This window comes from Providencia sp. PROV267 (assembly GCF_028477825.1).
In the GTDB taxonomy this organism is placed as follows: domain Bacteria; phylum Pseudomonadota; class Gammaproteobacteria; order Enterobacterales; family Enterobacteriaceae; genus Providencia; species Providencia stuartii.
Genome location: NZ_JAMPLX010000009.1, coordinates 306,628 through 332,346, shown reverse-complemented (window position 1 = coordinate 332,346; position 25,719 = coordinate 306,628). Strand labels below are relative to the sequence as shown.

Here is a 25,719-nt window from a genome sequence, read left to right as displayed (position 1 = left end):
TTTGTTTTTTTTGCAATTTATCCGGTACTTTTCGCGGCTATCCCCTTTATTCCCTCCCCCTATGGGTATCGTCCTTTAGGACGATAGCGGCAAGATTATGCTTATTTCTATAGTGGCAATGCAGTCACTCTATTTTTACAAAAAATTCACAATCATGACTGTGTTCTGAGAAAGAGAGGGAAGCAAAATGAATATATCCTCAAAATTAACCTCACATATTGAAAAGGGGAAAGTAGGGTTTCCAACGACCCTAGCTAGCTCTGTGGGTGTAATTATGGCAAGCCCTGTCATCTTGACGGTGACAAGCGGTTTCGGGATCGGCGGTGATACTTTTGCGTTAGCCGTACTGCTGAGTTTTATCATGATGCAAGCTCAGTTGACGACATTCTCTGAAGCAGCGGCGATTTTGCCAACATCAGGTTCTGTCTATGATTATATTTCATGTGGTATGGGGCGTTTTTGGGCAATTACGGGGGCATTATCAGCCTATTTGATTGTGCATGTGTTTGCAGGAACGGCGGAGACAATTCTGTCGGGTATCATGGCATTGGTAAACTTTGAAAGTCTCAATACCGTGATGGAAACCAGTAACACTTCTTGGATGGTTGGGGTTGGCTTAGTGATCACATTCGGCCTACTCAATGCCTTTGGTATCGAAGCTTTCAGTAAAGTGGAAGTGGTGCTCACGTTTGCGATGTGGAGTACTTTAGTCATATTTGGTATTGCCGGATTATTAATGCCATTCCATGCATCAGCTGAAGGCTGGTTTGGTCTTGGATTAAATATTTCAGACCCAACACTCGTGTTAAGCTTTGTGGGGATGGCGATGTTTATGTTTGTCGGTTGTGAATTGGTCACACCGATGGCCCCTGAAATTAAAAATTCAGCAAAAGTTATTCCTCGCGCCATGGCAACGGGGCTGTGTGGTGTGGCTTTTTGTATGTTCTTATTTGGTGCTTCAATGACACACCAAGTTGAAAACATCATTGTTGATCCCGCGAACAATGTTAGCTTGTTAGAAACACCAATGGCGATCCCTGCTTTCGCGGGGCAAGTGTTTGGGGATATTGGTAAATATTGGATTGGTATTGCGCTGTTATTAGCGGGTGGTGCAACGATTAACACATTGATGGCGGCGGTGCCACGGATCCTTTATGGTATGGCTCTTGATGGCGCATTACCTCGCATCTTTGCTTACCTGCATCCACGTTTTAAAACACCAGTATTTGGTATTTTTGTGGCGGTGATGATCCCTTGTCTACATACTTTCGCGATCCAAGGTGATTTAGACCGGATCATTCCATTAGTTTTAGCGGCAGTATGTTCTTGGGGAACGGCGTATTTGTTGGTGACTATCTCGGTTATTCTATTACGTATTCGTCGTCCTGATTTACATCGCGCTTATCGTTCACCGTTTTTCCCGCTTCCACAAATTATTTCTAGCGTCGGCATTATCTTGGCGATTATTTATATTACGCCGCCGGGAATGAATAAGTCTGATGTCTACATTCCTTTTATTATTATGTTAAGTCTGACAGCAAGTTACGCTTTAATTTGGACTGTCTTTGTGCAGAAAGTAAATCCATTTAAACCTGTTCCAGTTGAGCAAGTGCTATCAAGCACCTTTACTGAGGAAGAGTTGAAGGGGGTGAAAATTGAGCCACTACGCAACCTTGCCTAAGGGCAACATTTGGCAGCGTTTAAATAAAAAACGGTTGCCAGTAGGTTATCAACAAGGGTTAACCTTGAATAGGGTAGAGCGTGATATTTTACCGTATCAATGTGAATGGGGAGCTCCAGGGGAGCTCCTAATACACCCGCAGGCGTCATTGACTATTCGAGTGACTGAACGTGTTAAAACCTTATTTATGGCGTTTATTGTATTTAGCCGTTTTTCTGTGACAGGGCGCTGTGGTTCAGCTATCAATGCACAAATTACGGTGAAAACCCGCGGGAGCTTAAAGCAAAAACATGTTCATTTCATCTCGAAGGATGAAGAAGGGCAAGCCGTCGTTAATTTATTGAAAGAGTACCCCATTATTGCTCAAACACTTGAAGAGTTAGACTTTAATTATTTTCACTTAGTGATCAAAGATGGGGTTTGGCATTGTGAAATAGAGCCTTTTACCGCTTCCGAGATGGTGTGTCGAATGCCAGCAATCCGCCGTTATTTACGTTTAACACCAGAACAAAGGCACCGCCTATTAAGTGCATTGCAATTATTCCAGCAATTTATGGAAAAACATTATGGTAATCATTGAGTTTGAAATGTTAATTTGATAGTAATGTTTGCTATTGAAACTCTTTCTCAATGGAAATGGATGTGAAATCGTTACCGTTATTAGGCTGTATCTTACTTTCATCGGCAGCTATGGCAGCCGTTCCAGATTGTATTCGCTTGGATGAATTATCTCCTTCTATTGAGGGGATTCATAATAGCGAAGGTCATAGCTGTTTGCTGGTTGAAATCTCAAATAAACAGTACATTCGCCAAGAGGGGGATGGTATTTCAGAAGCTGTGCTTTCAGGGAATGATAAGCAACCCATTCGCGTGTTAGTACAACATTTACCACAAACAGAGCCGCATTCTGTCTCTTATATTGTGCCCAAGCAGGGGCAATATTACCTCAATTTACAAGGTGCACCGGAGCAGCCTTGGCATCTCAAATTTAATTTAACTGACTATCAACCATTAGCGATTGAAGCGGAACATAAAATTGATAGCCCTAAATTACAAGCTTTACTTGATGCACATAAACAAGAGAAAACGACAGACGCTTTTTGGCGAGAGGTAAAAGCACAGGGAACCCCCTTAGTTGAAGAGTATAAAAAAGGACAAAAGAAGGTCACTTTTTTATGGCGTGGTGCAACCGCTAATGCTTATATTTTAGGTGCGCCTTCAGGGAATCATGAAACCATGGCCCATATCCCGAATACGGATATCTGGTATCGCACTTTTATCGTTCCGAAAGACACTTTGTCACAATATAAAATCGCCCCTGATGTGCCGAAAGTGACAGAAGGTGGGTTCGCACAACGCAAAGCGATTTTGGCGACGGCACAAGCCGATCCATTCAATGCGCATGGGATCCCGTCATTTGCGACGGATCGCTATAATCGCTTTTCATTATTGTCATTAGCGCCAGAAAAACGTCAATGCGACTTTGCCAAGATTGAGGGGCACCAACGTAAAGGCCGCTTAGAATCATTTAATTTTCACAGTAACCTGTTAAATAATGATAGGCAGATTTATCTGTATCGCCCTGCGGTCGCAATGAGTAAGCCATCGGTGTTGGTATTATTAGATGGGCAAACCTACTTGCATACTTACAAAATGGCTGACTTTTTTGATAAGTGGATGTCGGAGGGCGCAATACCACCAATGTATGTGGTGTTCCTTGATAGCATTAGCTCCGAGCGCCGCAACGTCGAGTTACCACCAAATCCTGATTTTCCGAAGATGCTGTCAAAAGAGCTGATGCCTGTCTTAGCAACAAAAGGCATCCAAGCTCCTGCACAGTCAACCATTATTGCCGGATCGAGTTATGGAGGATTAGGCGCGACTTGGAACGCCCTCTCACATCCTGAATTATTCGGCAATGTACTTAGTATGTCAGGCTCTTATTGGTGGGCACCTAAAGGAAAAGAGCCTGAGTGGCTGATCCGCGAAATAGAGCAGATGTCGAAAAAACCATTGCGTTTTTACCTTGAAGCGGGGCTATTTGAGCAACGTGGTAGTTGGGGCGGTATCATTCAAAATCATTATCGATTATTGGATGTATTGAAGCATAAAGGTTATCAGGTGGAAGCGACTGAGCTACCAAGTGGACATGATTATGTCTCTTGGTGTGAAACGCTCTATACAGGAACTCGTTACTTAATGGCGGAACCACCGAAACAATAGTGTCATTTAATTGACCCAAAGAAAAACAATAATGGAAGCAGCCACCGTGTCGTTAGGCTGCTTTTTTTATTCTTAATGACAATGATCTTTTTTTCGACATAAAAGCGTCATGCAACTGTCATCTGACTCAATTAGCATGCCTGTCATTATTTGAAGCAATTACATATTTAATTTCTTTTTATTATTGGCAAGGAAATGGTTATGACAGGTCATTGCATGAAATCGATTTTAGCTGTTGCTGTAAGTACAATGATTTTTGGTAGTGCTATCCCTGTATATGCGGCAACGCCGACAGATGCGGTTTCACAAAATCGCGCAGCACAAGGTGATATCACTAAATTTGGCGGTGCTCGTCGCCTAGCACAAGAGCAAACCGATATTATGAAAGCGGCGCTCCATAATGGGCAGGCGAAAAACGTCATTCTGTTTATTGGTGATGGTATGGGCGACTCTGAAATTACGGTGGCACGTAATTATGCAGAAGGGGCAGGCGGTTTCTTTAAAGGTATCGACGCATTACCTATTACTGGTCAATATACTCACTACGCATTAGATAAAAAGACGAAAAAACCTGATTACGTAACAGATTCAGCCGCTTCAGCGACAGCTTGGTCTTCTGGCGTGAAAACCTATAACGGTGCTTTAGGTGTTGATGTGTTTGATAAAGACCATGAAACCTTACTTGAAATCGCTAAGCGCCATGGTAAAGCGACAGGTAACGTGACGACCTCTGAAATTCAAGATGCGACCCCAGCCGCGCAATTTTCCCATGTCACAGCGCGTAAATGTTATGGGCCAGAAGAAACCTCCGCAAAATGTGCGAGCAATGCCTTAGAGAATGGCGGTCGTGGTTCAATCACTGAGCAACTGCTGGTTACCCGTGCTGATGTTACATTAGGTGGTGGTGCGAAAAGCTTTAAACAAGTGGCGAAAGCCGGTGAGTACAAAGGTAAAACGCTAGAGGAGCAAGCAAAGGAGCGTGGTTTCAATATCGTGCGTGATGCCAAATCCTTAGATGCGGTTACTGTTGCAAACCAAGATAAACCTGTTTTAGGCCTATTCCATGATGGCAATATGGCGGTTGCTTGGGAAGGCCCTAAAGCAACGCATTATGGCAATATCAATAATCCACCGCTTGAGTGCAAACCGAACGCTAAGCTAGATCCAAATGCACCGACATTGGCTCAAATGACACAAAAAGCAATCGATCTGTTGCAAGTCAACCCGAATGGTTTCTTCTTGCAAGTTGAAAGTGCTTCGATTGATAAACAAGACCATATGGCTAATCCATGTGGCCAAATTGGTGAGACGGTAGCTTTGGATGAAGCCGTACAAGTTGGCTTAGAGTTTGCGAAAAAACACGGTGATACATTGGTGATTGTCACTGCTGACCACGCGCACTCCAGCCAAATTATCCCTGAAGGAACCAAGTCTACTGGGTTAACACAAGCATTGATCACAAAAGATGGTTCCGTCATGGTGGTTAACTACGGTAACTCTGAAGAAGAAGATTCACAAGAGCACACCGGCGCACAGTTACGCGTTGCAGCGTATGGCCCACATGCCGCTAACGTCATGGGGTTAACTGACCAAACCGATTTGTTCTTTACCATGCGCGATGCCATGGGATTGAAACAATAAACCAACCTGTAAGTGGAATCCTCTGCGATAGGAGATTGCGGAGGATTTTTTATTGCCCCTTCTTTTTAACCTCCCGCTATTTACGCTCTCTTACATTAACTTTTTTGCGTTAACTCAGCGATTCAGGTATAAAAAATGATTAGACGATTGAGCCTGCTTGATGCGTATTGTGGCATAGTGGGGAGAGTTTAATCGCTTATTCATACCATCCGCATTAAGGTTTATTGTTAACTTTTTGAATAATAATAAAAATAATGTATGATTGTATGATTTCACTTAATTCGGCAACGTTTTAAGTTATCTAATTAATTCATCCATCAAGCAAGAGTGAAAAAGGCGGTCTCCTTCCGTTTGAAATCACTCGTACAGTTTTATCACCATTGTCTTAAATATAACAAATATAACGTCATAGGGTTTCAATGCTGGCACTTTTACATCTTTTATCATCTGTCGCATTGCTAGTTTGGGGCACACATATTGTCCGTACTGGTATTATGCGGGTTTTTGGTGCAGATCTACGCCGTATTTTAGGAAAGAGTGTTAATAAGAGAACAAGCGCATTTCTTTCCGGCGTAGGGGTAACTGCGCTCGTGCAAAGTAGTAATGCAACGGCATTACTGGTTATCTCTTTTGTTTCTCAGGGGCTGATTTCATTAACGCCTGCCATGGTTATCATGCTTGGTGCCGATGTCGGGACAGCGTTGATGGCGAGGGTGTTAACGTTTGATCTCTCTTGGTTATCACCGCTGCTGATCCTTGTGGGTGTTTCAACCTTTTTAAGCCAAAAGAAAAATCGAACAGGGCAAATTGGTCGTGTCGGTATCGGGCTTGGGCTTATTTTATTAGCGTTACAGTTAATTGTGGCATCGGCAGAGCCGATTACCCATGCTGATGCGGTGAAAGCAATTTTTACCTCGTTAAGTGGGGATGTTGTTTTGGCACTGCTGGTGGGTGCTCTGTTTGCCATGGTGAGTTATTCAAGCTTAGCAGCGGTGTTATTGACTGCCACATTAAGCGCAACAGGCTTGGTGCCTCTTTATATTAGCTTGAGTATCGTTATTGGCTCTAACATTGGTAGTGGCTTACTCGCCATGATGAGTAGCCGCGGGCAAAATGAAATTTCACGACAAGTCGTTCTGGGGAGTTTGCTATTTAAACTAATCGGCTGTGTTGTCGTATTACCTTGGGTGAAACCACTGGCAGAATGGATTGGGGGCTACGGCTTTAATGAAGCCGAAATCGTGATCTATTTTCACGTGTTTTATAACCTAGCTCGTTGTCTTGTCATGTTGCCTTTTGTTGGGCCAATGGCGAGGTTATGTAATAAATTAATCCCTATTGTTCCTTCGATGGAGCAAGAGGTTGCCCCGCGTTATTTGGATAAAAGTGCATTAGAGACGCCATCACTGGCAATCGCTAACGCCGTACGAGAAACATTACGTATGGGGGATCTACTTGAATTAATGCTTCAACGTTTTACAGATGTTCTTAACGGTAATAAAGAGCAGAAAAGGGAAATTAACCGCTTGGATGAAGAGGTCGATATGCTGCATAGCAGCATTAAACTCTATTTAGCGCAGTTACATCAAAGCGAACTCAGTGAGGAAGATTCAAGGCGTTGGGCTGAAATTATTGATACTGCTTTTAATTTGCAGCAATCATCGACTATCATCCACCGAATGACTTCTGAGTTAGTCAAAAAATCGATTGATAATCGCCGTTCCTTCTCTAATGAAGGTTATAAAGAGCTACATTCTTTACTTGAGCGATTACAGACGAATTTGAATCTAGGGATGTCTGTTTTTGTTTCGGCCGATATTGATAATGCGAAACGTCTACGGCGTGCAAAACACCGTTTTCGTCTTATTAACCAACGCTTTGCTTATGCGCACGTTGAAAGGTTACACAAACAAAATATGCAAAGTCTAGATACTAGTAACTTACATGTTAGCCTGCTAGGCGATATGAAACGGTTGAATTCATTATTTTGTGCCGTTGCTTATCATGCGCTAGAAGGCGTAGCAGAAAGCCGTAAAGAACAATTGAGTTTAGAAAATGAGAAAAATACGTGAATTAACAAGGGATGAAGTTCCTTCGGTTTGGTCAATTGATAGAACAGAATTAATCGAAAATTTATATCTTCACCAAAATGGGAAATTAGTGTTATCCGCGCAACGCTTTGATATGAAAGGTTGGCCGGAAGGTGAACCTGAGGCATATACGCCACATTTACTCGAAAGCTATGATAACGGAGCGGTATTTATTGGCGTGTTTGATCATGACACACTAATTGCCGCTGCAAGTTTAGATAATGTATGGCGTGGTGAAGAGCGTAATTTACTTCAATTGTCATTCTTACATGTTAGCCACCGCTATCGGGGTGAGGGCTTAGGGGGCATGTTATTTAATCAGTGCTGTGAATTAGCCAAAGAGAAAGGGGCAGCTGGCTTATATGTATCAGCAACGCCTTCTGAAAATACAGTCCATTTTTATCAGTATATGGGGTGTGAATTGCTGGATAAGCCAGACCCAGAGCTATTTGCCTTAGAGCCTGAAGATATTCATTTTGTTTATTTATTTAATCAATAAATAGCTTTTATTTTTTCTTAAATCGGCATGGTTTCCTCAATAAAAAATATTGTATTTTGCCAAAAACAAGATATGATTGATAATCATTATCATTTAGATTGTTGAGGTCGCTATGCCAACTAGCGTAACAAAAAGCACTTATCTACGTCGCTCTACAGCAGGGTTATGGGGTGTTTTCGCGGTTATTTTGTTGAGCGTGATTTATCTACTCAGCAATATGGGGCTAAATAGCCTTAAAGCTGTCACGATAGTGACTATGCTAACCACCGCCGCAATGTTATTCAACCGCGGCTCTCGGCGCTTATTGATTATCCCCGCCGTGATAGCACTGTTATGCAGTCTAATGGCTTTAGTCTCACAACATAGCGTATAAGATAACCGTAGTTTACACGCCTACAGCGAATCTTCGGGTTATAGGGAAAGGGTTCGTTGATCGAGATAGGAAGTTAACAGTGGTGCGAAAGGGGGGACTTGAACCCCCACGCCCGAAGGGCACTAACACCTGAAGCTAGCGCGTCTACCAATTCCGCCACCCTCGCAGGTACTGTCAATTCATTGAAAGCTATCGATTTAATTTTTAACTTGGTGATTAAAAATTGTAGTCTGTATGGTGCGAAAGGGGGGACTTGAACCCCCACGTCCGAAGGACACTAACACCTGAAGCTAGCGCGTCTACCAATTCCGCCACCCTCGCAATATCAGACTCTATTTTGTGTCGATAGTACGCAGCGGATTTTAGGCTAATTTAGCCGCGCGTCAATAATTTTTTTATTATGCTTTTATTATTTGATGTAAAAACGGCCAACCATTTCTTGGTTAGCCGCGATAGAAATCATAGAGGTTTATGGATTAGCGTTTAATTGCTTGATAAACCTTAAATTTACCTGTTTTTGCTAATACTTCATGGCTGCCAAATGCCTTATCAAGCATGTCTGGATAAGGTAAAAAAGCATTGGCCACAATACGGAGTCGCCCACCTTTTTTCAGGTATTTCGGGGCTTGGAAAATCATATTTTCAGCTGCACTGTAGCTGGTATTTAACCCATCATGGAAAGGGGGGTTAGAGATAATCCAATCAAAGGTGTCATTGATATCTGAGTAGGCATCGCTTGCAAGTACTTTGCCAGTTAACTGATTGGCTTGTAATGTGGCGATAGAGGAGGCAATAGCAGCCGCGCTCACATCACTCAGTGTCAATGTTACATTAGGGTTTTGGCTTCCGACGACGGCAGCTAAAACGCCATTACCGCAAGCAATATCAAGTAGATTACCTGTAATAGGCTCATTCAGTGTAGAAAGTAGGAGTTCACTACCAATATCTAATTCATTGTGACTAAACACGCCAGGTAAGGCTTGGATCTGTACGTTCTCTACTTCATAGCGGCGCCACCAACGAGTTATATCAAAATCCGTAGGTTGTTCTAACTCACCATAATACAGCCCACAGCGTCTTGCAGAGTCAATTTTTTGCAATGTCGCGATGCCTTCCATGATAGATTCGGCACTTTTTACACCGCTACGGTTTTCGCCAACAATAAAAATTTGGCTACCTGTGGTCAGGTGAGTGCATAAATCATCCAGTTGAAAGCAGGCTTCTTGTTTATTTTTAGGCCAGAAATAGATCAGGGTATTGCAAGGACGTACAAAATCAGCATCTGCTACCGCAGCAAATTTCACACTGTCGCCCATTAAGGAGTGCAAATTTTGCCAACGATGGTATTGATTAGTGAGAACACGTACGCTCGCAGCTTCTAAGGTTGCTGCTAATTCATCTTGGATGTCACCCGCTAAAATGACATGGCGATCGGTAAAATGCTCAAGGTGGCGTTGGATAACTTCGCTAGCCGGTGTCAGTAGTGACATACTTTGTTGATCTCCTAAAATACCCTCAATCTTTCGAGCCATCGCGTTTTAGCGTCTAGCTACAATGCAAATTGTTTATGGTATGTATGTAAGCCTAATTATTTTGTGCACACTTTATCAGAAAATGGGGAAATAGCATTGCTCTGTTGGCGCTATTGATCCGCTTTGATAAGATGTCGTTGTTAACATAGCGACTGGAATGAAATGAATGGCACGACGTGACAGACTTTTAAATCAAATGGGTATCACTCAATGGGTAGTGAGAAACCCTGCTGTATTACGTGGTGAACGTGGTGTAAGAATTCCAGATTCGACTAAGCTTATTATTATTACTGATGAGAACCTTGATTTAAACAACCGTCTGTTAAAAGATATTTTTCTGGCGATGAAAATTTATCCAACGGATGTGGTTTGTATTAATTCAGAGCAATTGGCAATGCTTCCAACACCAATAACAATAAATTGTTGGGTCTTAGGCGGCCAATCTCATCCAGAAGGGTTAAATACAACCTTTATTTCTCCTGTATTAGATGAGCTGGCAGCCAGCAATAGCGCTAAACGGGCACTTTGGGAGCAGATTTATCAATATGACGAAAATTTCAGCACTAAAGCAGTCTGATCTTGCGACAGCTTTCTTAATCGAAAAGTTAAGTCATGATTTTCCTTGGACTGAGCGTGTTTTTTATGGAAACCAAGGGGAAAAGTATCATAACATCAAAATTACTCTTAATAATCAGATCGTTGGTTTTGCTATAACACAGTGTGTTCTTGATGAGGCAACACTCTTTAATATTGCCGTGCACCCCGATTATCAAGGAAAAGGGTATGGGCGTATGTTAATGGAGCAACTGATTAAGGATCTGGTTGATAAAGGGATTTTGACATTATGGCTTGAAGTTCGTGAATCGAATGCACCGGCGCTGCACCTGTATGATAAATTAGGGTTTCATCAAGTGACGGTACGTAAAGATTATTACCCTGCAAAGCAGGGGCGAGAAGATGCGCTTATTTTGGCATTAACCCTGTTTAATGACGCATAATGTGATTATTAAACCACGGCCGAATATGGGTCGTGGTAAATTTGCCTGCCGATTATTTAATACGAATACTTAAGCCATATTAGCCTTTTACAATGAGTGGGTCTTGGCTAACCATATTATATTCAGCATCTTTTCGGTAACCAAAAAGCCGAACCAGTGTGCGACGGTTATCTTTTACAATATCCCGACTATGTAAGCTTAATTTATTATTAATCACTATCATCCTATATGGCTGCAAATCGACGGCATCAAATTCCATATTTTCGGCAATAGAATTAAATTTATTATACGTTTTTTGGACGAATTCTGAAGCCGCGGGATTGAGTGAAAAACGCTCTGAATTATAATTCATATTCAATTTTCCATGCTTATCAAGTTCAAGGATAGAAATACATTTTCCACCGATACTTTTTCCTTCACTGGCTGTTTTCGCTTTACGGAAATCAAAGCTGGCTGTGGTTAAAGCAACGATTTCTTCAGGTGATAATTGGTCAATGATGCGCTTAATGGGGGCTACTTTTGTTGTTTCTGATAAAGGGTTCCACCTTGCAGTGAGTATCAGCGATGACGGTGAAGGGGAGTGCCCATCGATAACGTTAATTGCGGAGTAATAAGGGTCTTCAGTGTGTGGTACGACCGCTTTGCCCGAATGGGAACTGGCATCTGGGGCTTCATTTTGGCGTTTTTCAGCACCACCGCCATTAAAGTTAGCTACAATTCTAATAATATTTCCTAGGTTTTCAGTATCATAAGCAAATGTGGTTTCATTTAATAATGCTAAAATAATTTGCTCTTGTGAGGCCAATTTTAAAATTTCGATATCACTTTCTAATTCTTGGAGGGTCGGTAAGGCGCTTTTATTCGGAAGGTTAATCGGTTCACCATTAACGTCCGTATCCACAAACCCTTCAAAAACTAAATAAGGAATTTTTTCATTCCTATAGTCATCCAGTAGTTTCTTATCTTCATCATTGAATAAGTTGTATAACTGAGTTGCAACCTGCTCCGCTAATTTTTGACTTCCTGATATTTGAGGCCCACCATTTAAAGCGAATTGATAGGACTTTTCCTGTAAAAGCGTGGCGATCTCACTGCTGAGGAAAATGTGATTAATGGTTTTATTGTCTGGCATAATTTTATTATTCCTATAATTCAATTTGTTAGATAACGATTTTTAATGAATAAAAACTAATTCATTAATTAAGGAATAATAAAAAAATATTATTTTTTTTCGATTTCTTAATCTATTAGTGTTTGATCTTATAATCGGATGCTTTTTATTTGACGGCATGAAAAACCACAGTATCCAAACTGTGGTTTTATTCTAATAGGCTTTTAGAGGGTTATTTAGATAGCTTTTCAGATGCAGGTAGAATAGGGGGATTGATCACAACTTGGCTTTTTTTGCGGTACTTCTTTTCTGCTTTTTCTGTGCGGACCTCTTCATTAAGGCCTTTGTATGTCGAATAACACATCAATAGCATTAATATGGAAAGCGGGATAGCAGTGGCAACTAAAGCAGATTGTAAACCGGATAATCCACCTGTGATGATCAATACGATAGCAATAGCCGCGATAACCACTCCCCAAATGGTCTTCGTCGTATGGGTTGGGTTTGGGTTACCATTTTCACTGACCATTCCCAATACGAATACGGCTGAGTTTGCTGAAGTAATAAAGAAAACCATCACTAAAACCATAGCCAATACGCATAAGAAGGTGCTTGCAGGGAAATAGTCTAAGAATTTAAAGAAAGCAGAAGTCACATCTGATTTCACCGCTTCTGCAAGTGCTTTTTGTCCCATGTTTTGGATAAGATGGATGGCTGAGCCTCCCATCACGGCAAACCAAGCGAATGAGCCGAACACAGGAATAAAGACAGCGCCAATCATAAACTCTTTAATGGTACGCCCTTTGGAAATACGCGCCACGAAACTCCCTACTAAAGGCGCCCATGCAATCCACCAGCCGAAGTAAAAGAGAGTCCAGTTCGCAATCCAAGCACCATCATTATAGGGTTCAGTACGGAATGACATACTGACAAAGTTTTGTACATAGTCACCAATACCTTGAAAAAGAACTTTAAGGATCGTTTGTGTCGGGCCAGCAAAGAGAATAAAACCCATCAAGGCGAATGCTAATAGCATATTTAAGTTAGATAAATGCTTAATCGCACCTTGTAAACCAGAGATGGTCGACATGATATAAATGATGGTGACCACTGCAATAATCGCAATTTGGATCCAGATACTTACAGGGATCCCCCATAAGTAATTCATGCCACTGTTAACTTGCAGTGTGCCAAAGCCTAGCGAGGTCGCAATACCAATAACGATCGACAATACCACTAATACATCGACCCATTTCCCTATCGAGCCTTTGATACGTTCACCGATCAGTGGGTAAAACACAGAGCTCAGCGATGAAGGTAATTTCTTTCTAAATTGGAAAAAGGCTAATGATACACCGACTAAGGCATAGCAGGCCCAAGCTGAGACCCCCCAATGTAAATAGACATATTGCATGGCGGTTTTTGCTGCTTGTTCGGTATAGCCTGTACCAACTGGAGGGCTGATATAGTAAGAAACAGGCTCGGCAACTCCCCAAAACACGAGGCTAATCCCAATCGATGCACTAAATAACATTCCAACCCATGTTGCGGTACGATATTCGGGGCGATCACTGTCCTCTCCAAGCCGAATATGACCAAACTTTGAAAAACCGAGATACATACAAAAACTAAAAAAGATAAAAACGGCTCCGAGTATAAACCAACCTAAATTGTTATAGATAAAACCCAGAGAGTAATTTGAAAATGCTTCGAGTTTGTCAGGTATAAAGGCGCCTAAGCTGATTAATACCAGACTAAAGGCGAGTGATACGTAAAATACAGATTTCTTATTATTCATCATACCTCTTCTCCAGTTGCTCACTTATTTTTATGTCTTTTAATGAGAGTTGGTTTGCAGGGAATGCTACTTTTGGTTTACAGAGAATATCCATGAAAATATTGCGTGGTCAACAATTAATTAACCTGCAATTAACAAATGTATTTCACGGTATGTTGTTATCTATATGTTTTAAATAGGTAAATTATTATTGTTATAATAATGTTTAATATTTTGTTTGATCATTATTGAGATCTAGATTAACATTCCCAAAAAACATGTTAACTATAAGTTTACATAAGTGAGGCAATAATGATGAGCAATGCAAAAAAAGTCATTTCGATTAATGATCACCTTGATATTGATAATGCGTGGACCATTCCTGCACGCTATTACACGTCAGATGACGTATTTGAGTTCGAAAAAGAAAATATCTTTGCTAACTCTTGGGTTTGTGTTGCTCACAGTAGTGAGGTGAAAGAGAAAAATGCCTATATCACTCGCCAGTTGATTGGCGAAAGCCTTGTTATCGTTAGGGGGCGAGATGATGTTTTGCGGGGCTTTTATAATGTCTGCCCGCATCGAGGCCATCAGTTGATCAGTGGTGAAAGCGGTAAAATGAAAAATGTCATCACTTGCCCTTATCATGCTTGGGCATTCAAATTGGATGGTCAATTGGCACATGCGACAAACTGCGAAAACGTAAATAACTTTGAAGCCGATGCCATGTCATTGAGCAGTTTTCATGTGATTGAGCACGCAGGGTTTATTTATATTAATTTGACAGAAGGGGAGCCTCAACCTATCGAGGAGCAACTGCCTGGATTAGCGGCAAAAATGGAAGAAGCTTGCTCAGTGATCCGTGATCTGAAATTAGCGGCACGCTTTGTCAGCCATACGCCAGCTAACTGGAAGACGATTGTTGATAACTATATCGAATGTTATCACTGTCCAACAAACCATGTCAGTTTTGCTAGCTCGGTCGATGTGAATGTGTATGAGCACCAGTTGAATGAAAACTGGACGGTACAGATTGGTCAAGCCAAACCTTCAGAGTCGTCATATCAATTTGATGAATCAGTAGTCAATCCACGTTTCTTCGGCTTTTGGATTTGGCCTAGCACCATGTTTAATATGCCGCCAGGTGGCGATTTTATGACCGTCATTTATGAGTTTCCGGTTAGTGCGGGAGAAACGTTGCAGCATTACGATATCTATTTCTTAAACGAAGAATTGACGGAGTACCAAAAGAACTTAGTGGAGTGGTATCGGACGGTATTTCGCCCAGAAGATCTACGCCTCGTTGAGAGTGTTCAAAAAGGGTTACGTTCCCGTGGCTATCGAGGGCAAGGGCGGATCATGGCTGATAGGCAACGTAGTGGGATCAGTGAGCATGGCGTCGCACACTTCCATAAGCTGATTGCAACGGCACACACTGAGTGACGGGAGAAATAGCACATGAATAGGTTAAATAACCCAGCGCTATTCCGCCAGTCTTGCTATATCAATGGTCAATGGGTGGATAGTTCGAAGACTATTTCAGTATTGAACCCTGTGGATCAATCGGTGCTGGGTACTGTACCCAGCCTTTCACCAGAGCAGGTGAATGATGCGATTGTGAAGGCACATCATGCGATGGAGGCTTGGCGTCAGTTCACGGCAAAACAACGTGCTACGATTTTACATCGCTGGTTTACATTGATTGAAGCCAATATGGATGACTTAGGTTTGTTGATGACATTAGAGCAGGGCAAACCGTTGAATGAGGCTAAAGGGGAAATTCGTTATGCCGCCTCGTTTATCGAATGGTTTGCAGAGGAAGGCAAGCGAGTTTATGGTGAGACGATCCCGCAAACCGTAGCTAGCAACCGTCTTTTAACCATCAAGCAACCGATTGGTGTGTGTAGTGCCATTACGCCGTGGAACTTCCCCGCCGCAATGATCACGCGCAAAGCCGCTCCCGCATTAGCAGCGGGCTGTAGCATGATCATCAAACCCGCCAGTGAAACACCGTTTACGGCTCTCGCACTTGCTGAGTTAGCGCAACAAGCTGGCGTACCTGCTGGGGTGCTGAACATTGTGACAGGGGAATCTCGTGTTTTAGGGGAATTACTCACACGTCATGAATTGATCAGTAAATTTTCTTTTACTGGCTCTACGCAAGTTGGACGTCAACTGTATGAGCAGTGTGCCTCAACGATCAAAAAAAGCGCTTTAGAGCTTGGGGGAAATGCCCCTTTTATTGTGTTTGATGATGCGGATATTGATAAAGCGGTAAACAGTGCAATACAGGCAAAATTTCGTAATGGTGGGCAAACCTGTGTTTGTGTGAATCGTTTTTATATTCATGAGTCCATCTATGCGCCATTTATCGAGAAATTCACCGCAAAAGTAAGCCAGTTACGTGTTGGAAATGGGTTGGATGAGGGTACTGATATTGGGCCTATGATTACATCTCGAGCCATCGATAATATGAATTTATTAGTTAAAGATGCACTTGCTAAAGGTGCCAAGCAGCTAACGTTGGGGAATGAAATCACTGAGCAAGGTAATTTTATCAATCCAAAAGTGTTAGTGGATGTGGATGATTCAATGGATATCGTACACGAAGAGATTTTTGGCCCTATCGCGGTACTTATTCGTTTTCGTGATGAAGATGAGGTTATTAAGCGAGCGAATAATACGATCTATGGTTTAGCCGCCTATTTCTTTTCAAAAGATATTGGTCGTGTTTATCGCGTGGCAGAGAAACTGCAAAGCGGCATGGTTGGGATTAATACAGGCCTGATCTCCAATGAAGTTGCTCCATTTGGTGGTGTTAAGCAATCGGGCCTAGGCAAAGAAGGTTCCCGATATGGCATAGAGGACTACCTGACCGTGAAATATCTGTGTATTGACATCGCTTAGCCAGTAATCAGTAAAAGAGGGAATTGTGATGAGCCAACAAAAAATAGCCGTAAATGTTAGCCGCATAGAGCAACTTAGCCCAACCATTAAAATGTTCGAGTTCGTTGCAAAAGAGACCTTGCTTGAACCGTTTAGTGCGGGGAGCCATATTACGGTACACATGAACGAAGAGCTGGGATTACAGCGGGCTTATTCGTTAATTAGCGATCCTAAAGATTGCCATTGTTACCGTATTTCTGTGCTACGCGATGAGAACTCGAAAGGCGGCTCTGCTTATATGCATGAACAGTTAGCGGAAGGGGATTTAGTTTATTTATCGCCTGCTCAAAACTATTTTTCATTGAAACATGACAGTTCTTGTAAGCATATTTTGATTGCGGGAGGGATTGGTATTACTCCGTTCCTCTCATACCTTTATGAATTAGAGCAAACGGGTATGGAATTCGAGCTTCATTACTGTTTTCGCGATCAAAATACGGCTGCTTTTGTTGAACAGCTTCAAGAGCGATTGGGGGAGCGATTATATCTTTATGATAATGCGAAAGCGCAGCGCCTATCTGTCGAGCAGTTGGTTAAAGCGCAACCCAAAAATAGCCATGTTTATGTGTGTGGCCCTGAATCATTAATTAATGCGGTTATCGAACATGGCAATGCACATTTAGGTGAATCTCAAGTTCATTTTGAAAACTTTGGTGAAGTAGCAAATGAAGGCGAGGCTTTTGAGGTTTATTTCCAACGTTCAGGGTTTAGCTTAAATATCAGCGAAGATGTCTCCATTTTGCAGGCGATCGAAGCAGATAAACGTATTCAGGTTGAATGTTTGTGCCGCAATGGCGTGTGTGGCACTTGTGAAACGGCAATTTTAGAAGGCGAGGCAGATCATCGCGATCACTACCTTGATGATGATGAGCGTGCGGAGCAGAAGACCATGATGTTGTGTGTTTCGCGTGCTAAGACTAAACGGTTAGTGTTAGATTTGTAATGTATGCTAGCCCCGATAATGGGGCTTTTGTGTTATTTAAGCTGAAACATGAGGAATGGCTGCTGCTCATCATTGAGATGATAAGAGGCACTAATTTCACGGTCTTGGAAGTGAATGTGGCCGTGACCTTTACTATACACCCCTTCTAACCACGGCTTATGATTGATAGCGAGCTGATAGAGTAAGCGCTGTAATTCCAAATAATCGATATCCGCAGTTTGGCTTTCGAGATTACTGGCAAGTATTTCCCCCGCTTTATCGGTAAACACAACTAAATGGTTAAAGTGAGCGAGTAAGACATCAAAGTAGCACTTAATTTTACGTAGCCGTAGTTCTGTATTTTTACGTTCGGTGTTATCTAGGCTGATCCCTACCAATTTAGTCACTTTACCATTTGGACCTTTAACACCGGTTGCTCGTGAGGTGATCCATCGGTAGCCATCATCCCACGCAATTTTAAAATCCATTTCATGGGCGCCACCTTCACGAATGATCTTTGAGTAACCATTCACTAATTTATCTTTCGATTCTTGGTTCATTAAAGCCCAAAAATCATCATTAGTGGTGATTTTGATGCCGTAAACATCTTCAACATTATCCGAATAGTTCAGTTCGCCCGTGAGTAAATCCCATTCCCAAGTAACGATCTCAGTGGACTCTTGAAGATGCACTTCATTGATATTACGAACAATGGCTGGGTGTGAAGCGGTAGAGGCGTGATTGGTGTATTCACCATATTTGAGCCATATTTTATCAACATTCAGTAATTGTGCTAATTTCTCAAGGTTGTTTTCATCAATCATACCGCCTTTTGTCCACTTGTTGACGGCAGTCCGAGAAACACCAAGTGCTTCAGCGGCTTTTAACTGGCTCATTTTTTGTTGTTTCAATAAGGCCAGCAAACGTTGTCCAAATGTTTGCGTGTCTTTCATCGGCTCATGTCCACCTTTTGTTTATTCATCCTGAAATTGATGCGGTAAATGTTTTGATAAGTATTCTGTTAAATTTTCAATAAAAACGCGCAAGTTTGCATTATTGCGGGCGGTGCGTGAATAAACGGCATACACATCAGCAGGTTGGCTCCATTGTGGAAGTACGCGAATTAATTTTCCGCTCTCTAACTCCGGTAGTACACTCCATAATGAACGCAACAAAATACCTTCACCGCCGATACACCACTGTTTAGCGACATCACCATTGTTCACCATGAGCTTACTATTTGGTGCCACCGTCATACTTTCTGTTTGATGTTGTAGTTTCCATTGTGCAGGTGCTTGGTTGCGCTCTTTAATCGTAATGCAAAAATGTTGTTTTTCTAGCTCTTGAGGATGATTAGGGCTGCCATGCTGCTCTAAATAAGCAGGGGAAGCGCAGAGAATGCGTTTATTTTTGGCGATTTGCTTCGCAATGTAATGATCGGGGATTGTGCCACCAATATAAATATCGAGATCAATGTTTTCGCTGATAATATCAATGGAACGATCGGTTAAAGTAAGGTCGATCCCTAAGAGTGGATAGTTAGCACGTAATGCTAGGATAAAGGGGTTGAGATAGGCGCTACCAAAGCCTGTGCTGCAACTGACCCTTAACTCACCACGGATCTCCTCTCGACAGGCGTTTAACGCATTGTGCATATTGTCGAGTTCGTGTAATAGCCGCTCACCACTGCTCAGAACAATGCGTCCTTCATTAGTTAAATTAATTGAGCGGGATGCTCGCAGAAATAGCGTCTGTCCGAGATTTTCTTCAAGTAATTTTATGCGTTTGGAGACATAGGCGGGTGAAACAAGCAGTTGCTCCGCGGCTCGTGAAAAACTCATTAAGCGAGCAACAGTGACAAATACTCTAATGTCTTCCAATGCGGGTAGCTTGTTCATAGTTTGTAAACCCAAAGATTACACTTCGACGCTATACTTTATCACAGCAACCCATAAACTGGAGATCTTACTTACTCATAAAATTTATTGTTGTGGGAGTGCCGTGACATGTCACAATTTAATATCGCAGTCATTCCAGGTGATGGTATTGGAACAGAAGTTATACCTGAGGGATTAAAAGTCTTAGAGGCCGCAGCAAGTCAACATCAGGTAAAGCTTAACTTTACCCATTTTGATTGGTCCTGTGAAACTTACCATCGTACAGGACGCATGATGCCTGAAGATGGTTTAGAACAGTTAAAAAAATTTGATGCCATTTTCCTTGGCGCAGTCGGGTTCCCTGGTGTGCCTGACCATATTTCACTTTGGGGGCTGTTGTTACCCATCCGCCGTGCTTTCAACCAATATGTTAATTTGCGTCCGGTACGCCTATTTGAAGGGATCAAATCCCCTTTAGCCGATAAAAAACCCGGTGATATTGATTTCTATGTGGTACGTGAAAACGTAGAAGGGGAGTATTCGGCTATTGGCGGCATTCAGTATGAAGGTACTGAAGATGAAGTGGTGTCTCAGCAAAGTATTTTTACCCGTAAAGGTACGGATCGGATATTAAAATATGCGTTCGAATTGGCACAATCACGGGAGAAAAAACATTTAAGTTCGGCAACGAAATCAAATGGCCTTTTTCACTCAATGCCTTATTGGGATAGCCGTTTTGCGGCAATGGCAAAACACTACCCTGATGTGAAAGTGGATCAATTCCATATTGATATTTTCGCCGCCAACTTGGTCAGAATGCCTGAATTTTATGATGTGATTGTAGGCTCCAATTTGTTTGGTGATATTTTGTCGGATTTAGGCCCTGCCTGTACCGGAACCATTGCCATTGCACCTTCTGCGAATATTAATCCTGAAAAACAGTTCCCATCTATGTTTGAGCCAGTACATGGTTCAGCGCCTGATATTGCGGGGCAAAATATTGCTAACCCAATCGGCACTATTTGGGCGGCCGCAATGATGATGCAGCATCTCGGCTGCCCAGCAATGCATGATACCATTATGGATGCGGTTGAAACGGTGATCAAAGAGCGCCATCACTTGACTCGCGATATGGGCGGAAATGCAAGTACACAGCAACTTGGGCAAGCCATTGCTGATCTGATTTTAGCCAAATAGTCACTCTTCTTGGGGAGCCTACTGAGGCTCCTTAGTGGCTTTGGCGTGTCGTCCGTTCTGTTTTAATTAGTTTAATGGCAGTAACAAAAAGAGTCTCTTTCTCGGTAACAATCGCTATCAATTAAGTGACCTTTGATTGTTTATGACCCTAAGATCTGAGAAAATAGCCGCCAATTTCGATTAACAAGACGGATTTGCTGAGCTAAGAGCCACCTATTGCCTCTCCTAATGCATGTACAAATCTGTATTCAAACAAAAAAGAACGGTTAAATGGCAGATCAGAATTTTCTACATGAAGTCAACGCGCGCAGGACGTTTGCGATCATCTCTCACCCTGACGCAGGTAAAACCACCATTACTGAAAAAGTATTGCTATTTGGGCAAGCGATTCAGCGTGCGGGAACGGTAAAAGGCCGCGGTTCAAATCAACACGCAAAATCAGACTGGATGGAGATGGAAAAGCAACGTGGTATCTCAATTACCACATCGGTGATGCAATTCCCTTATCATGATTGTTTAGTTAATTTGTTGGATACCCCGGGGCACGAAGACTTCTCTGAAGATACTTATCGTACTTTAACGGCGGTTGACTGCTGCTTGATGGTCATCGACTCCGGTAAAGGGGTTGAGGATAGAACTCGCAAATTGATGGAAGTCACTCGCTTGCGTGATACGCCGATTTTGACTTTTATGAATAAACTTGACCGTGATATTCGTGACCCAATGGAGTTAATGGACGAAGTTGAAAATGAGCTGAATATCGCATGTTGCCCAATTACGTGGCCCATTGGTTGCGGTAAGTTGTTCAAAGGGGTTTATCACTTATTACGTGATGAAACGATCCTTTATCAAACAGGCCAAGGTCATACAATCCAAGAAGTCCGTATTATTAAAGGGTTAGATAACCCTGATTTAGATAAAGAAGTCGGTGACGAATTAGCGGCTCAGTTACGTGATGAGTTGGAGTTGGTAAAAGGGGCCTCTCATGAGTTCGATCATGATGCTTTCCTTGAAGGCGAATTGACTCCGGTTTTCTTTGGTACTGCACTTGGTAACTTTGGTGTGGATCATATGTTAGATGGTTTAGTCCAGTGGGCGCCATCGCCTCAGCCACGTCAAACCGATGTGCGTGAAGTTGAAGCTACAGAAGAGAAATTTACCGGTTTCGTCTTCAAAATTCAGGCGAATATGGATCCAAAACACCGTGACCGTGTTGCTTTCATGCGTATTGTTTCAGGAACTTATGAAAAAGGTATGAAGCTGCGTCAGGTGCGTACGAAAAAAGATGTCGTCATCTCTGATGCGCTGACCTTTATGGCAGGTGATCGCTCTCATGTCGAAAATGCGTATGCGGGTGACATTATTGGTTTACATAACCACGGTACGATCCAAATTGGTGATACCTTCACACAAGGGGAAGATCTGAAATTTACGGGGATCCCTAACTTTGCACCTGAGCTGTTCCGTCGTATTCGCTTGCGCGACCCATTAAAGCAAAAACAATTGCTTAAAGGGTTGGTTCAGTTGTCAGAAGAAGGGGCTGTACAGGTTTTCCGTCCACTGACCAATAATGATTTGATTGTTGGTGCTGTGGGGGTGTTGCAGTTTGATGTCGTTGTATCTCGTTTGAAGAGTGAATATAACGTTGAAGCCATTTATGAAGCGGTTAACGTATCAACGGCACGTTGGGTTGAGTGTGATGACGCGAAGAAATTCGAAGAATTTAAGCGTAAGAACGAGCAGAACCTAGCACTTGATGGCGGCGATAATCTTTCTTATATCGCTCCAACCATGGTTAACCTAAACTTGACCAGTGAGCGTTATCCGGAAGTCAAATTCCGTAAAACCCGCGAACACTAATTTTATTTTCAGGCTAAGCCCACTACAGAAAGGCCTTTTTTGTAGTGGGTTTTCCCAAATTAACCATCCATTTTCGAATGCTCTCCTGTTTTTTTATCTAAATATTGCAGATTACTCTGTCTTTTGCGTTTGAATACTTTATTTCAAGGGGCTTTTCCCATAGTCTATAGTTATCAATTGAAATAGCGACAGCGCTTAGGCATATGGCGTATGACGTCGATTATGGCGATACAGTGGGTATTTCAATACTTAAAACAGTAGTTGATAAGGAAGGTACCGATGAAACATTCAGCACTTTTACGTTCTTTAATTGTTATTGGGTTAAGTGGGACCTTATTTGCGTGTAGCTCATCGGCAAACTCCCCATTGAAAGAGCAAGCTGCTGAAACTTGGGATAGCGCAGTTAAAACAGCAGATATTGCAGGGAAAGATACCAGCGAAGCGATATCCAGTGGCGCGAAAAGTGTCGATAACTATATGGACGATTCCTCCATCACTGCTAAGGTCAAAAGTAAGCTGCTAACAACCAGTGGTATCGACAGTAATTCGATTTCGGTGAAGACAGTTAACGGCGTTGTTTACCTCTCTGGGTTTGTGAAATCGAATAACCAAGTCGATAAAATTGTTCAGGTTGTCTCGATGGTTGAAGGTGTAAAATCAGTACAAAATGGTTTAGTTGTGGCGAATTAATCGATAACGGCCAGCACAATAGCTCAAGTCAGCACATATTGGGTGAGTTGAGCGACTAAAATAATTTGCTCAAAGTTAAAAACTGAACCTCACTGAGAGGTTCAGTTTTTACATTGTTGATTCGTGACAATTTACTTTATGGGGCTGTGTTTATACATAGGCATCCTATCGCTATGTGTAGAAGGTTGTCAGGGGACGAAGATGGGAAAACATGTATCAGTAACACTTGGCAGTATTGAGCCTTTGGCTTTTTATGATGAGCTAAATAAAGGAAAAACAGCGCTTATCTGTGAAGGTGGAGGGCAACGCGGTATTTTTACGGCCGGTGTTTTGGATGAGTTTTTAAAAACAGGCTTTAACCCCTTTGATATCATGATTGGCACATCGGCGGGAGCACAAAATCTCTCTGCTTATATCTGTGGTCAATATGGCTATGCTAGGCGAGTGATCACGCGTTATACGACAAACCCACTCTTTTTCAACCCACTGCGTTTTATTCGAGGGGGGCATTTAATCGATTTAGATTGGTTAGTGGAAAGCACCTCGAAAGAGTTTCCTCTGCAAATCTCCTCTGGCATTGAGTTAATGGAGGCGGGGCGTGAGTTTTATATGGGGGCAAGCCGTAGCGATGATTTTGAAGCCGAATTTTTAAAGCCTAATGCGGATACATGGCTCGATATCATTCGGGCATCCAGTGCGATCCCCGGTTTTTATCGCATGGGGGTTGAGTTTGAAGGGACTTTGTATCACGATGGTGGGATCAGTGCGGCGATACCAGTTGAAGAGGCATATCGTCAGGGCGCTGACACGATTGTCGTCATCCGTACGGTGCCTTCACAAATGTACTTTACCCCTGAATGGGTCAAGAGAATGACTCGCTGGCTAGAAGGTGAAAAGTATGGTCTACAACGAATGGCAACCATGCTAAAAGTTCATCTGAAAAGTTATCGTCGTACTCAAGAGTTTATTGAAAATCCACCGGGTGATTTACAGATTTTTGAAATTTATCCACCGACACCGTTAAAAAGTAGTGCATTAGGAAGCCGCTTATCAGCACTTAATCAGGATTATCATGTCGGTCGTCGTTGTGGGCGCTATTTTATTGCCGCATTGGGTCACTGCTTTACAATGAATAATGATGCCGTCAATCGCTTTAGTTTTGAAAGTGCAGCCCATGAAGAGATGCAGATCCTCCAAGATTATGAAGAGGCGATATCTGATGCGCAGCATGATGGTGAATTAGTCGCTCAACGTAAAGCGAAAAAAGCGACCGATACAGCACAAGCCATTATGACGGGCGCAATTGTGGCAGCCAATGAGGAGCCGGCGCAACAGATCAACGAGAAAAATGACTAACCGATTTATTGATACACATTGCCATTTTGATTTCCCACCTTTTATTGGTGATATCAATAAAAGCCTAGAGGCTGCTCAAGCGGCAGGGGTCACTGATATTATTATTCCTGCTGTCAGTGCCGATAATTTTGAGCGTGTTTGGGGGTTAGCACATGATCATCAACAACTGCATGCCGCTATCGGCTTGCACCCTTTGTATTTAAATGTTTTTCAAGAACACCACTTGGAAACATTGGCTGAATATCTCCATCAACATAGCCCAAAATGTGTTGCAGTAGGGGAAATCGGTCTTGATCTCTATATGCAAGAGCCGTTGTTTGATTTACAACAACGTGTCTTGATTGCACAGCTAAAATTGGCGAAGCAATATGATCGACCTGTTATTTTACATTCGCGAAAAAGCCATGACCAATTAGCGGCAATATTGCGCCGTTATCCTGTTCCTGCATGTGGGGTTATTCACGGGTTTGCGGGGAGCTTATCTCAGGCTCAAGCCTTTATTAAATTAGGTTATTCGATTGGAGTAGGGGGCACCATCACCTACGAACGAGCTAATAAAACTCGCCAAGCGATAGCTCAGTTACCTCTTACTTCACTGGTGTTTGAAACGGATGCACCAGATATGCCTGTCTCTGGTTTTCAAGGCGAACCCAATCGCCCTGAGCGCATTCAATGGATTTTTCAGTCGTTATGTGAACTACGCCACGAAAGTCCAGATGAAATTGCGCAGCAACTTTACATAAATAGCCTATCATTATTTAATCTGCTCAAATAAAGGCCATCAAAATTCACTTAAGTGAACAGTTGGTTTATATTCCTCCATCGGCATATCTCGTTCGATTTTTCACCTATTTTTTGTGTTCTACGATGCTTTCCAGACTAAACTGATAATTAAATGTGATTTTGGTCACAAGAACTGAATTTTTGTTACTTTTTACACTGCGTA

At 42.3% G+C, this 25,719-nt stretch carries 22 protein-coding genes and 2 tRNA genes; 17 read left to right on the top strand and 7 right to left on the bottom strand.

The features are described 5' to 3' along the window. The first annotated feature begins 187 nt into the window (after window positions 1–187). The 7 genes from PR709_RS08445 to PR709_RS08415 all read left to right on the top strand — a co-directional run bounded on the left by PR709_RS08445 (window position 188) and on the right by PR709_RS08415 (window position 8,507). Window positions 188–1,681, top strand: coding sequence for an APC family permease (locus PR709_RS08445; RefSeq protein ID WP_004926576.1), 1,494 nt, complete (start codon window positions 188–190; stop codon window positions 1,679–1,681). Then, entirely contained in the window at window positions 1,656–2,261 is a 606-nt protein-coding gene (locus tag PR709_RS08440) for a DUF3156 family protein (protein ID WP_230084732.1), read from the top strand. The genes PR709_RS08445 and PR709_RS08440 overlap by 26 nt, the downstream gene beginning before the upstream one ends. Window positions 2,262–2,317: 56 nt before the next feature. Beyond that, the gene (locus PR709_RS08435; RefSeq protein WP_223854867.1) at window positions 2,318–3,904 is read left to right on the top strand and encodes an alpha/beta hydrolase-fold protein; all 1,587 of its coding nucleotides are present in this window, start codon (window positions 2,318–2,320) and stop codon (window positions 3,902–3,904) included. Between the two features lie 201 nt (window positions 3,905–4,105). Beyond that, complete coding sequence (gene phoA, locus PR709_RS08430; protein ID WP_014656836.1) at window positions 4,106–5,545, top strand: alkaline phosphatase; 1,440 nt, start codon at window positions 4,106–4,108, stop codon at window positions 5,543–5,545. Window positions 5,546–5,964: 419 nt separating this feature from the next. Next, entirely contained in the window at window positions 5,965–7,617 is a 1,653-nt protein-coding gene (locus PR709_RS08425) for a Na/Pi cotransporter family protein (protein ID WP_004926590.1), read from the top strand. Further along, window positions 7,601–8,134: a GNAT family N-acetyltransferase gene (locus PR709_RS08420; protein WP_004926592.1), complete on the top strand. Its 534-nt coding sequence runs from the start codon at window positions 7,601–7,603 to the stop codon at window positions 8,132–8,134. Before PR709_RS08425 ends, PR709_RS08420 begins: the two co-directional genes overlap by 17 nt. A gap of 112 nt (window positions 8,135–8,246) precedes the next feature. Further along, complete coding sequence (locus PR709_RS08415; protein WP_004926595.1) at window positions 8,247–8,507, top strand: DUF1435 family protein; 261 nt, start codon at window positions 8,247–8,249, stop codon at window positions 8,505–8,507. An 80-nt stretch (window positions 8,508–8,587) separates the two neighbouring features. On the opposite strand, the gene PR709_RS08410 is transcribed toward PR709_RS08415, so the two are convergent. The 3 genes from PR709_RS08410 to rsmC form a co-directional block, all read right to left on the bottom strand. After that, window positions 8,588–8,673: transfer RNA gene (locus tag PR709_RS08410), tRNA-Leu, on the bottom strand. 69 nt (window positions 8,674–8,742) lie between these two features. Beyond that, window positions 8,743–8,828 (bottom strand) — tRNA-Leu (locus PR709_RS08405). Between the two features lie 155 nt (window positions 8,829–8,983). Beyond that, window positions 8,984–9,997 carry a 16S rRNA (guanine(1207)-N(2))-methyltransferase RsmC gene (gene rsmC / locus PR709_RS08400; protein ID WP_036941928.1) on the bottom strand — a complete coding sequence of 338 codons (1,014 nt, stop codon included), beginning with the start codon at window positions 9,995–9,997 and terminating at the stop codon, window positions 8,984–8,986. Window positions 9,998–10,205: 208 nt separating this feature from the next. Here rsmC and PR709_RS08395 point away from each other — a divergent pair, with 208 nt between their 5' ends. After that, a complete protein-coding gene (locus tag PR709_RS08395) occupies window positions 10,206–10,616 on the top strand; it encodes a DNA polymerase III subunit psi (protein WP_004926599.1) in 411 nt (136 codons plus the stop codon). Next, window positions 10,585–11,037 carry a ribosomal protein S18-alanine N-acetyltransferase gene (gene rimI, locus PR709_RS08390; RefSeq protein WP_004926602.1) on the top strand — a complete coding sequence of 151 codons (453 nt, stop codon included), beginning with the start codon at window positions 10,585–10,587 and terminating at the stop codon, window positions 11,035–11,037. The genes PR709_RS08395 and rimI overlap by 32 nt, the downstream gene beginning before the upstream one ends. Window positions 11,038–11,116: 79 nt before the next feature. Here rimI and PR709_RS08385 read toward each other — a convergent pair whose 3' ends face one another. Both PR709_RS08385 and PR709_RS08380 read right to left on the bottom strand, forming a co-directional pair. After that, the gene (locus PR709_RS08385; RefSeq protein WP_004926606.1) at window positions 11,117–12,169 is read right to left on the bottom strand and encodes a hypothetical protein; all 1,053 of its coding nucleotides are present in this window, start codon (window positions 12,167–12,169) and stop codon (window positions 11,117–11,119) included. A 211-nt stretch (window positions 12,170–12,380) separates the two neighbouring features. Then, on the bottom strand, window positions 12,381–13,949 hold the full coding sequence (locus PR709_RS08380; RefSeq protein ID WP_004926609.1) for a BCCT family transporter: 1,569 nt from the start codon (window positions 13,947–13,949) through the stop codon (window positions 12,381–12,383). A gap of 291 nt (window positions 13,950–14,240) precedes the next feature. Here PR709_RS08380 and PR709_RS08375 point away from each other — a divergent pair, with 291 nt between their 5' ends. The 3 genes from PR709_RS08375 to PR709_RS08365 are packed head-to-tail and all read left to right on the top strand — an operon-like array spanning window position 14,241 to window position 17,814. Beyond that, window positions 14,241–15,368, top strand: a complete 1,128-nt coding sequence (locus tag PR709_RS08375; protein WP_014656833.1) for an aromatic ring-hydroxylating oxygenase subunit alpha — start codon at window positions 14,241–14,243, stop codon at window positions 15,366–15,368. 15 nt (window positions 15,369–15,383) lie between these two features. Further along, entirely contained in the window at window positions 15,384–16,832 is a 1,449-nt protein-coding gene (locus PR709_RS08370; protein ID WP_014656832.1) for an NAD-dependent succinate-semialdehyde dehydrogenase, read from the top strand. A gap of 28 nt (window positions 16,833–16,860) precedes the next feature. Continuing rightward, the gene (locus tag PR709_RS08365; RefSeq protein WP_004926619.1) at window positions 16,861–17,814 is read left to right on the top strand and encodes a PDR/VanB family oxidoreductase; all 954 of its coding nucleotides are present in this window, start codon (window positions 16,861–16,863) and stop codon (window positions 17,812–17,814) included. A 32-nt stretch (window positions 17,815–17,846) separates the two neighbouring features. Here the strand turns inward: PR709_RS08365 and PR709_RS08360 are convergent, their stop codons facing one another. Continuing rightward, a complete protein-coding gene (locus PR709_RS08360; RefSeq protein ID WP_004926622.1) occupies window positions 17,847–18,746 on the bottom strand; it encodes a helix-turn-helix domain-containing protein in 900 nt (299 codons plus the stop codon). 21 nt (window positions 18,747–18,767) lie between these two features. Then, complete coding sequence (locus PR709_RS08355; protein ID WP_053110835.1) at window positions 18,768–19,691, bottom strand: LysR substrate-binding domain-containing protein; 924 nt, start codon at window positions 19,689–19,691, stop codon at window positions 18,768–18,770. Window positions 19,692–19,799: 108 nt separating this feature from the next. On the opposite strand from PR709_RS08355, the gene PR709_RS08350 reads away from it, so the two are divergent. The 5 genes from PR709_RS08350 (at window position 19,800) to PR709_RS08330 (ending at window position 25,548) form a co-directional block, all read left to right on the top strand. Continuing rightward, complete coding sequence (locus PR709_RS08350) at window positions 19,800–20,867, top strand: tartrate dehydrogenase (protein ID WP_004926627.1); 1,068 nt, start codon at window positions 19,800–19,802, stop codon at window positions 20,865–20,867. Between the two features lie 270 nt (window positions 20,868–21,137). After that, on the top strand, window positions 21,138–22,727 hold the full coding sequence (gene prfC, locus PR709_RS08345) for a peptide chain release factor 3 (RefSeq protein WP_004926630.1): 1,590 nt from the start codon (window positions 21,138–21,140) through the stop codon (window positions 22,725–22,727). 279 nt (window positions 22,728–23,006) lie between these two features. Beyond that, complete coding sequence (locus PR709_RS08340) at window positions 23,007–23,417, top strand: BON domain-containing protein (protein ID WP_004926633.1); 411 nt, start codon at window positions 23,007–23,009, stop codon at window positions 23,415–23,417. A 201-nt stretch (window positions 23,418–23,618) separates the two neighbouring features. Beyond that, window positions 23,619–24,773: a patatin-like phospholipase family protein gene (locus tag PR709_RS08335; RefSeq protein WP_272570858.1), complete on the top strand. Its 1,155-nt coding sequence runs from the start codon at window positions 23,619–23,621 to the stop codon at window positions 24,771–24,773. Further along, a complete protein-coding gene (locus PR709_RS08330) occupies window positions 24,766–25,548 on the top strand; it encodes a metal-dependent hydrolase (RefSeq protein ID WP_004926638.1) in 783 nt (260 codons plus the stop codon). The genes PR709_RS08335 and PR709_RS08330 overlap by 8 nt, the downstream gene beginning before the upstream one ends. The last annotated feature ends 171 nt before the right edge of the window (window positions 25,549–25,719 follow it).

Excerpts from the sequence above, each read along its gene's own strand:
- PR709_RS08445 (WP_004926576.1), top strand. The coding sequence starts at position 188 with ATGAATATATCCTCAAAATTAACCTCACATATTGAAAAGGGGAAAGTA.
- PR709_RS08435 (WP_223854867.1), top strand. The coding sequence starts at position 2,318 with ATGGATGTGAAATCGTTACCGTTATTAGGCTGTATCTTACTTTCATCG.
- phoA (WP_014656836.1), top strand. The coding sequence starts at position 4,106 with ATGACAGGTCATTGCATGAAATCGATTTTAGCTGTTGCTGTAAGTACA.
- PR709_RS08425 (WP_004926590.1), top strand. The coding sequence starts at position 5,965 with ATGCTGGCACTTTTACATCTTTTATCATCTGTCGCATTGCTAGTTTGG.
- PR709_RS08420 (WP_004926592.1), top strand. The coding sequence starts at position 7,601 with ATGAGAAAAATACGTGAATTAACAAGGGATGAAGTTCCTTCGGTTTGG.
- PR709_RS08415 (WP_004926595.1), top strand. The coding sequence starts at position 8,247 with ATGCCAACTAGCGTAACAAAAAGCACTTATCTACGTCGCTCTACAGCA.
- rsmC (WP_036941928.1), bottom strand. The coding sequence starts at position 9,997 with ATGTCACTACTGACACCGGCTAGCGAAGTTATCCAACGCCACCTTGAG.
- PR709_RS08395 (WP_004926599.1), top strand. The coding sequence starts at position 10,206 with ATGGCACGACGTGACAGACTTTTAAATCAAATGGGTATCACTCAATGG.
- rimI (WP_004926602.1), top strand. The coding sequence starts at position 10,585 with ATGACGAAAATTTCAGCACTAAAGCAGTCTGATCTTGCGACAGCTTTC.
- PR709_RS08385 (WP_004926606.1), bottom strand. The coding sequence starts at position 12,169 with ATGCCAGACAATAAAACCATTAATCACATTTTCCTCAGCAGTGAGATC.
- PR709_RS08380 (WP_004926609.1), bottom strand. The coding sequence starts at position 13,949 with ATGATGAATAATAAGAAATCTGTATTTTACGTATCACTCGCCTTTAGT.
- PR709_RS08375 (WP_014656833.1), top strand. The coding sequence starts at position 14,241 with ATGAGCAATGCAAAAAAAGTCATTTCGATTAATGATCACCTTGATATT.
- PR709_RS08370 (WP_014656832.1), top strand. The coding sequence starts at position 15,384 with ATGAATAGGTTAAATAACCCAGCGCTATTCCGCCAGTCTTGCTATATC.
- PR709_RS08365 (WP_004926619.1), top strand. The coding sequence starts at position 16,861 with ATGAGCCAACAAAAAATAGCCGTAAATGTTAGCCGCATAGAGCAACTT.
- PR709_RS08360 (WP_004926622.1), bottom strand. The coding sequence starts at position 18,746 with ATGAAAGACACGCAAACATTTGGACAACGTTTGCTGGCCTTATTGAAA.
- PR709_RS08355 (WP_053110835.1), bottom strand. The coding sequence starts at position 19,691 with ATGAACAAGCTACCCGCATTGGAAGACATTAGAGTATTTGTCACTGTT.
- PR709_RS08350 (WP_004926627.1), top strand. The coding sequence starts at position 19,800 with ATGTCACAATTTAATATCGCAGTCATTCCAGGTGATGGTATTGGAACA.
- prfC (WP_004926630.1), top strand. The coding sequence starts at position 21,138 with ATGGCAGATCAGAATTTTCTACATGAAGTCAACGCGCGCAGGACGTTT.
- PR709_RS08340 (WP_004926633.1), top strand. The coding sequence starts at position 23,007 with ATGAAACATTCAGCACTTTTACGTTCTTTAATTGTTATTGGGTTAAGT.
- PR709_RS08335 (WP_272570858.1), top strand. The coding sequence starts at position 23,619 with ATGGGAAAACATGTATCAGTAACACTTGGCAGTATTGAGCCTTTGGCT.
- PR709_RS08330 (WP_004926638.1), top strand. The coding sequence starts at position 24,766 with ATGACTAACCGATTTATTGATACACATTGCCATTTTGATTTCCCACCT.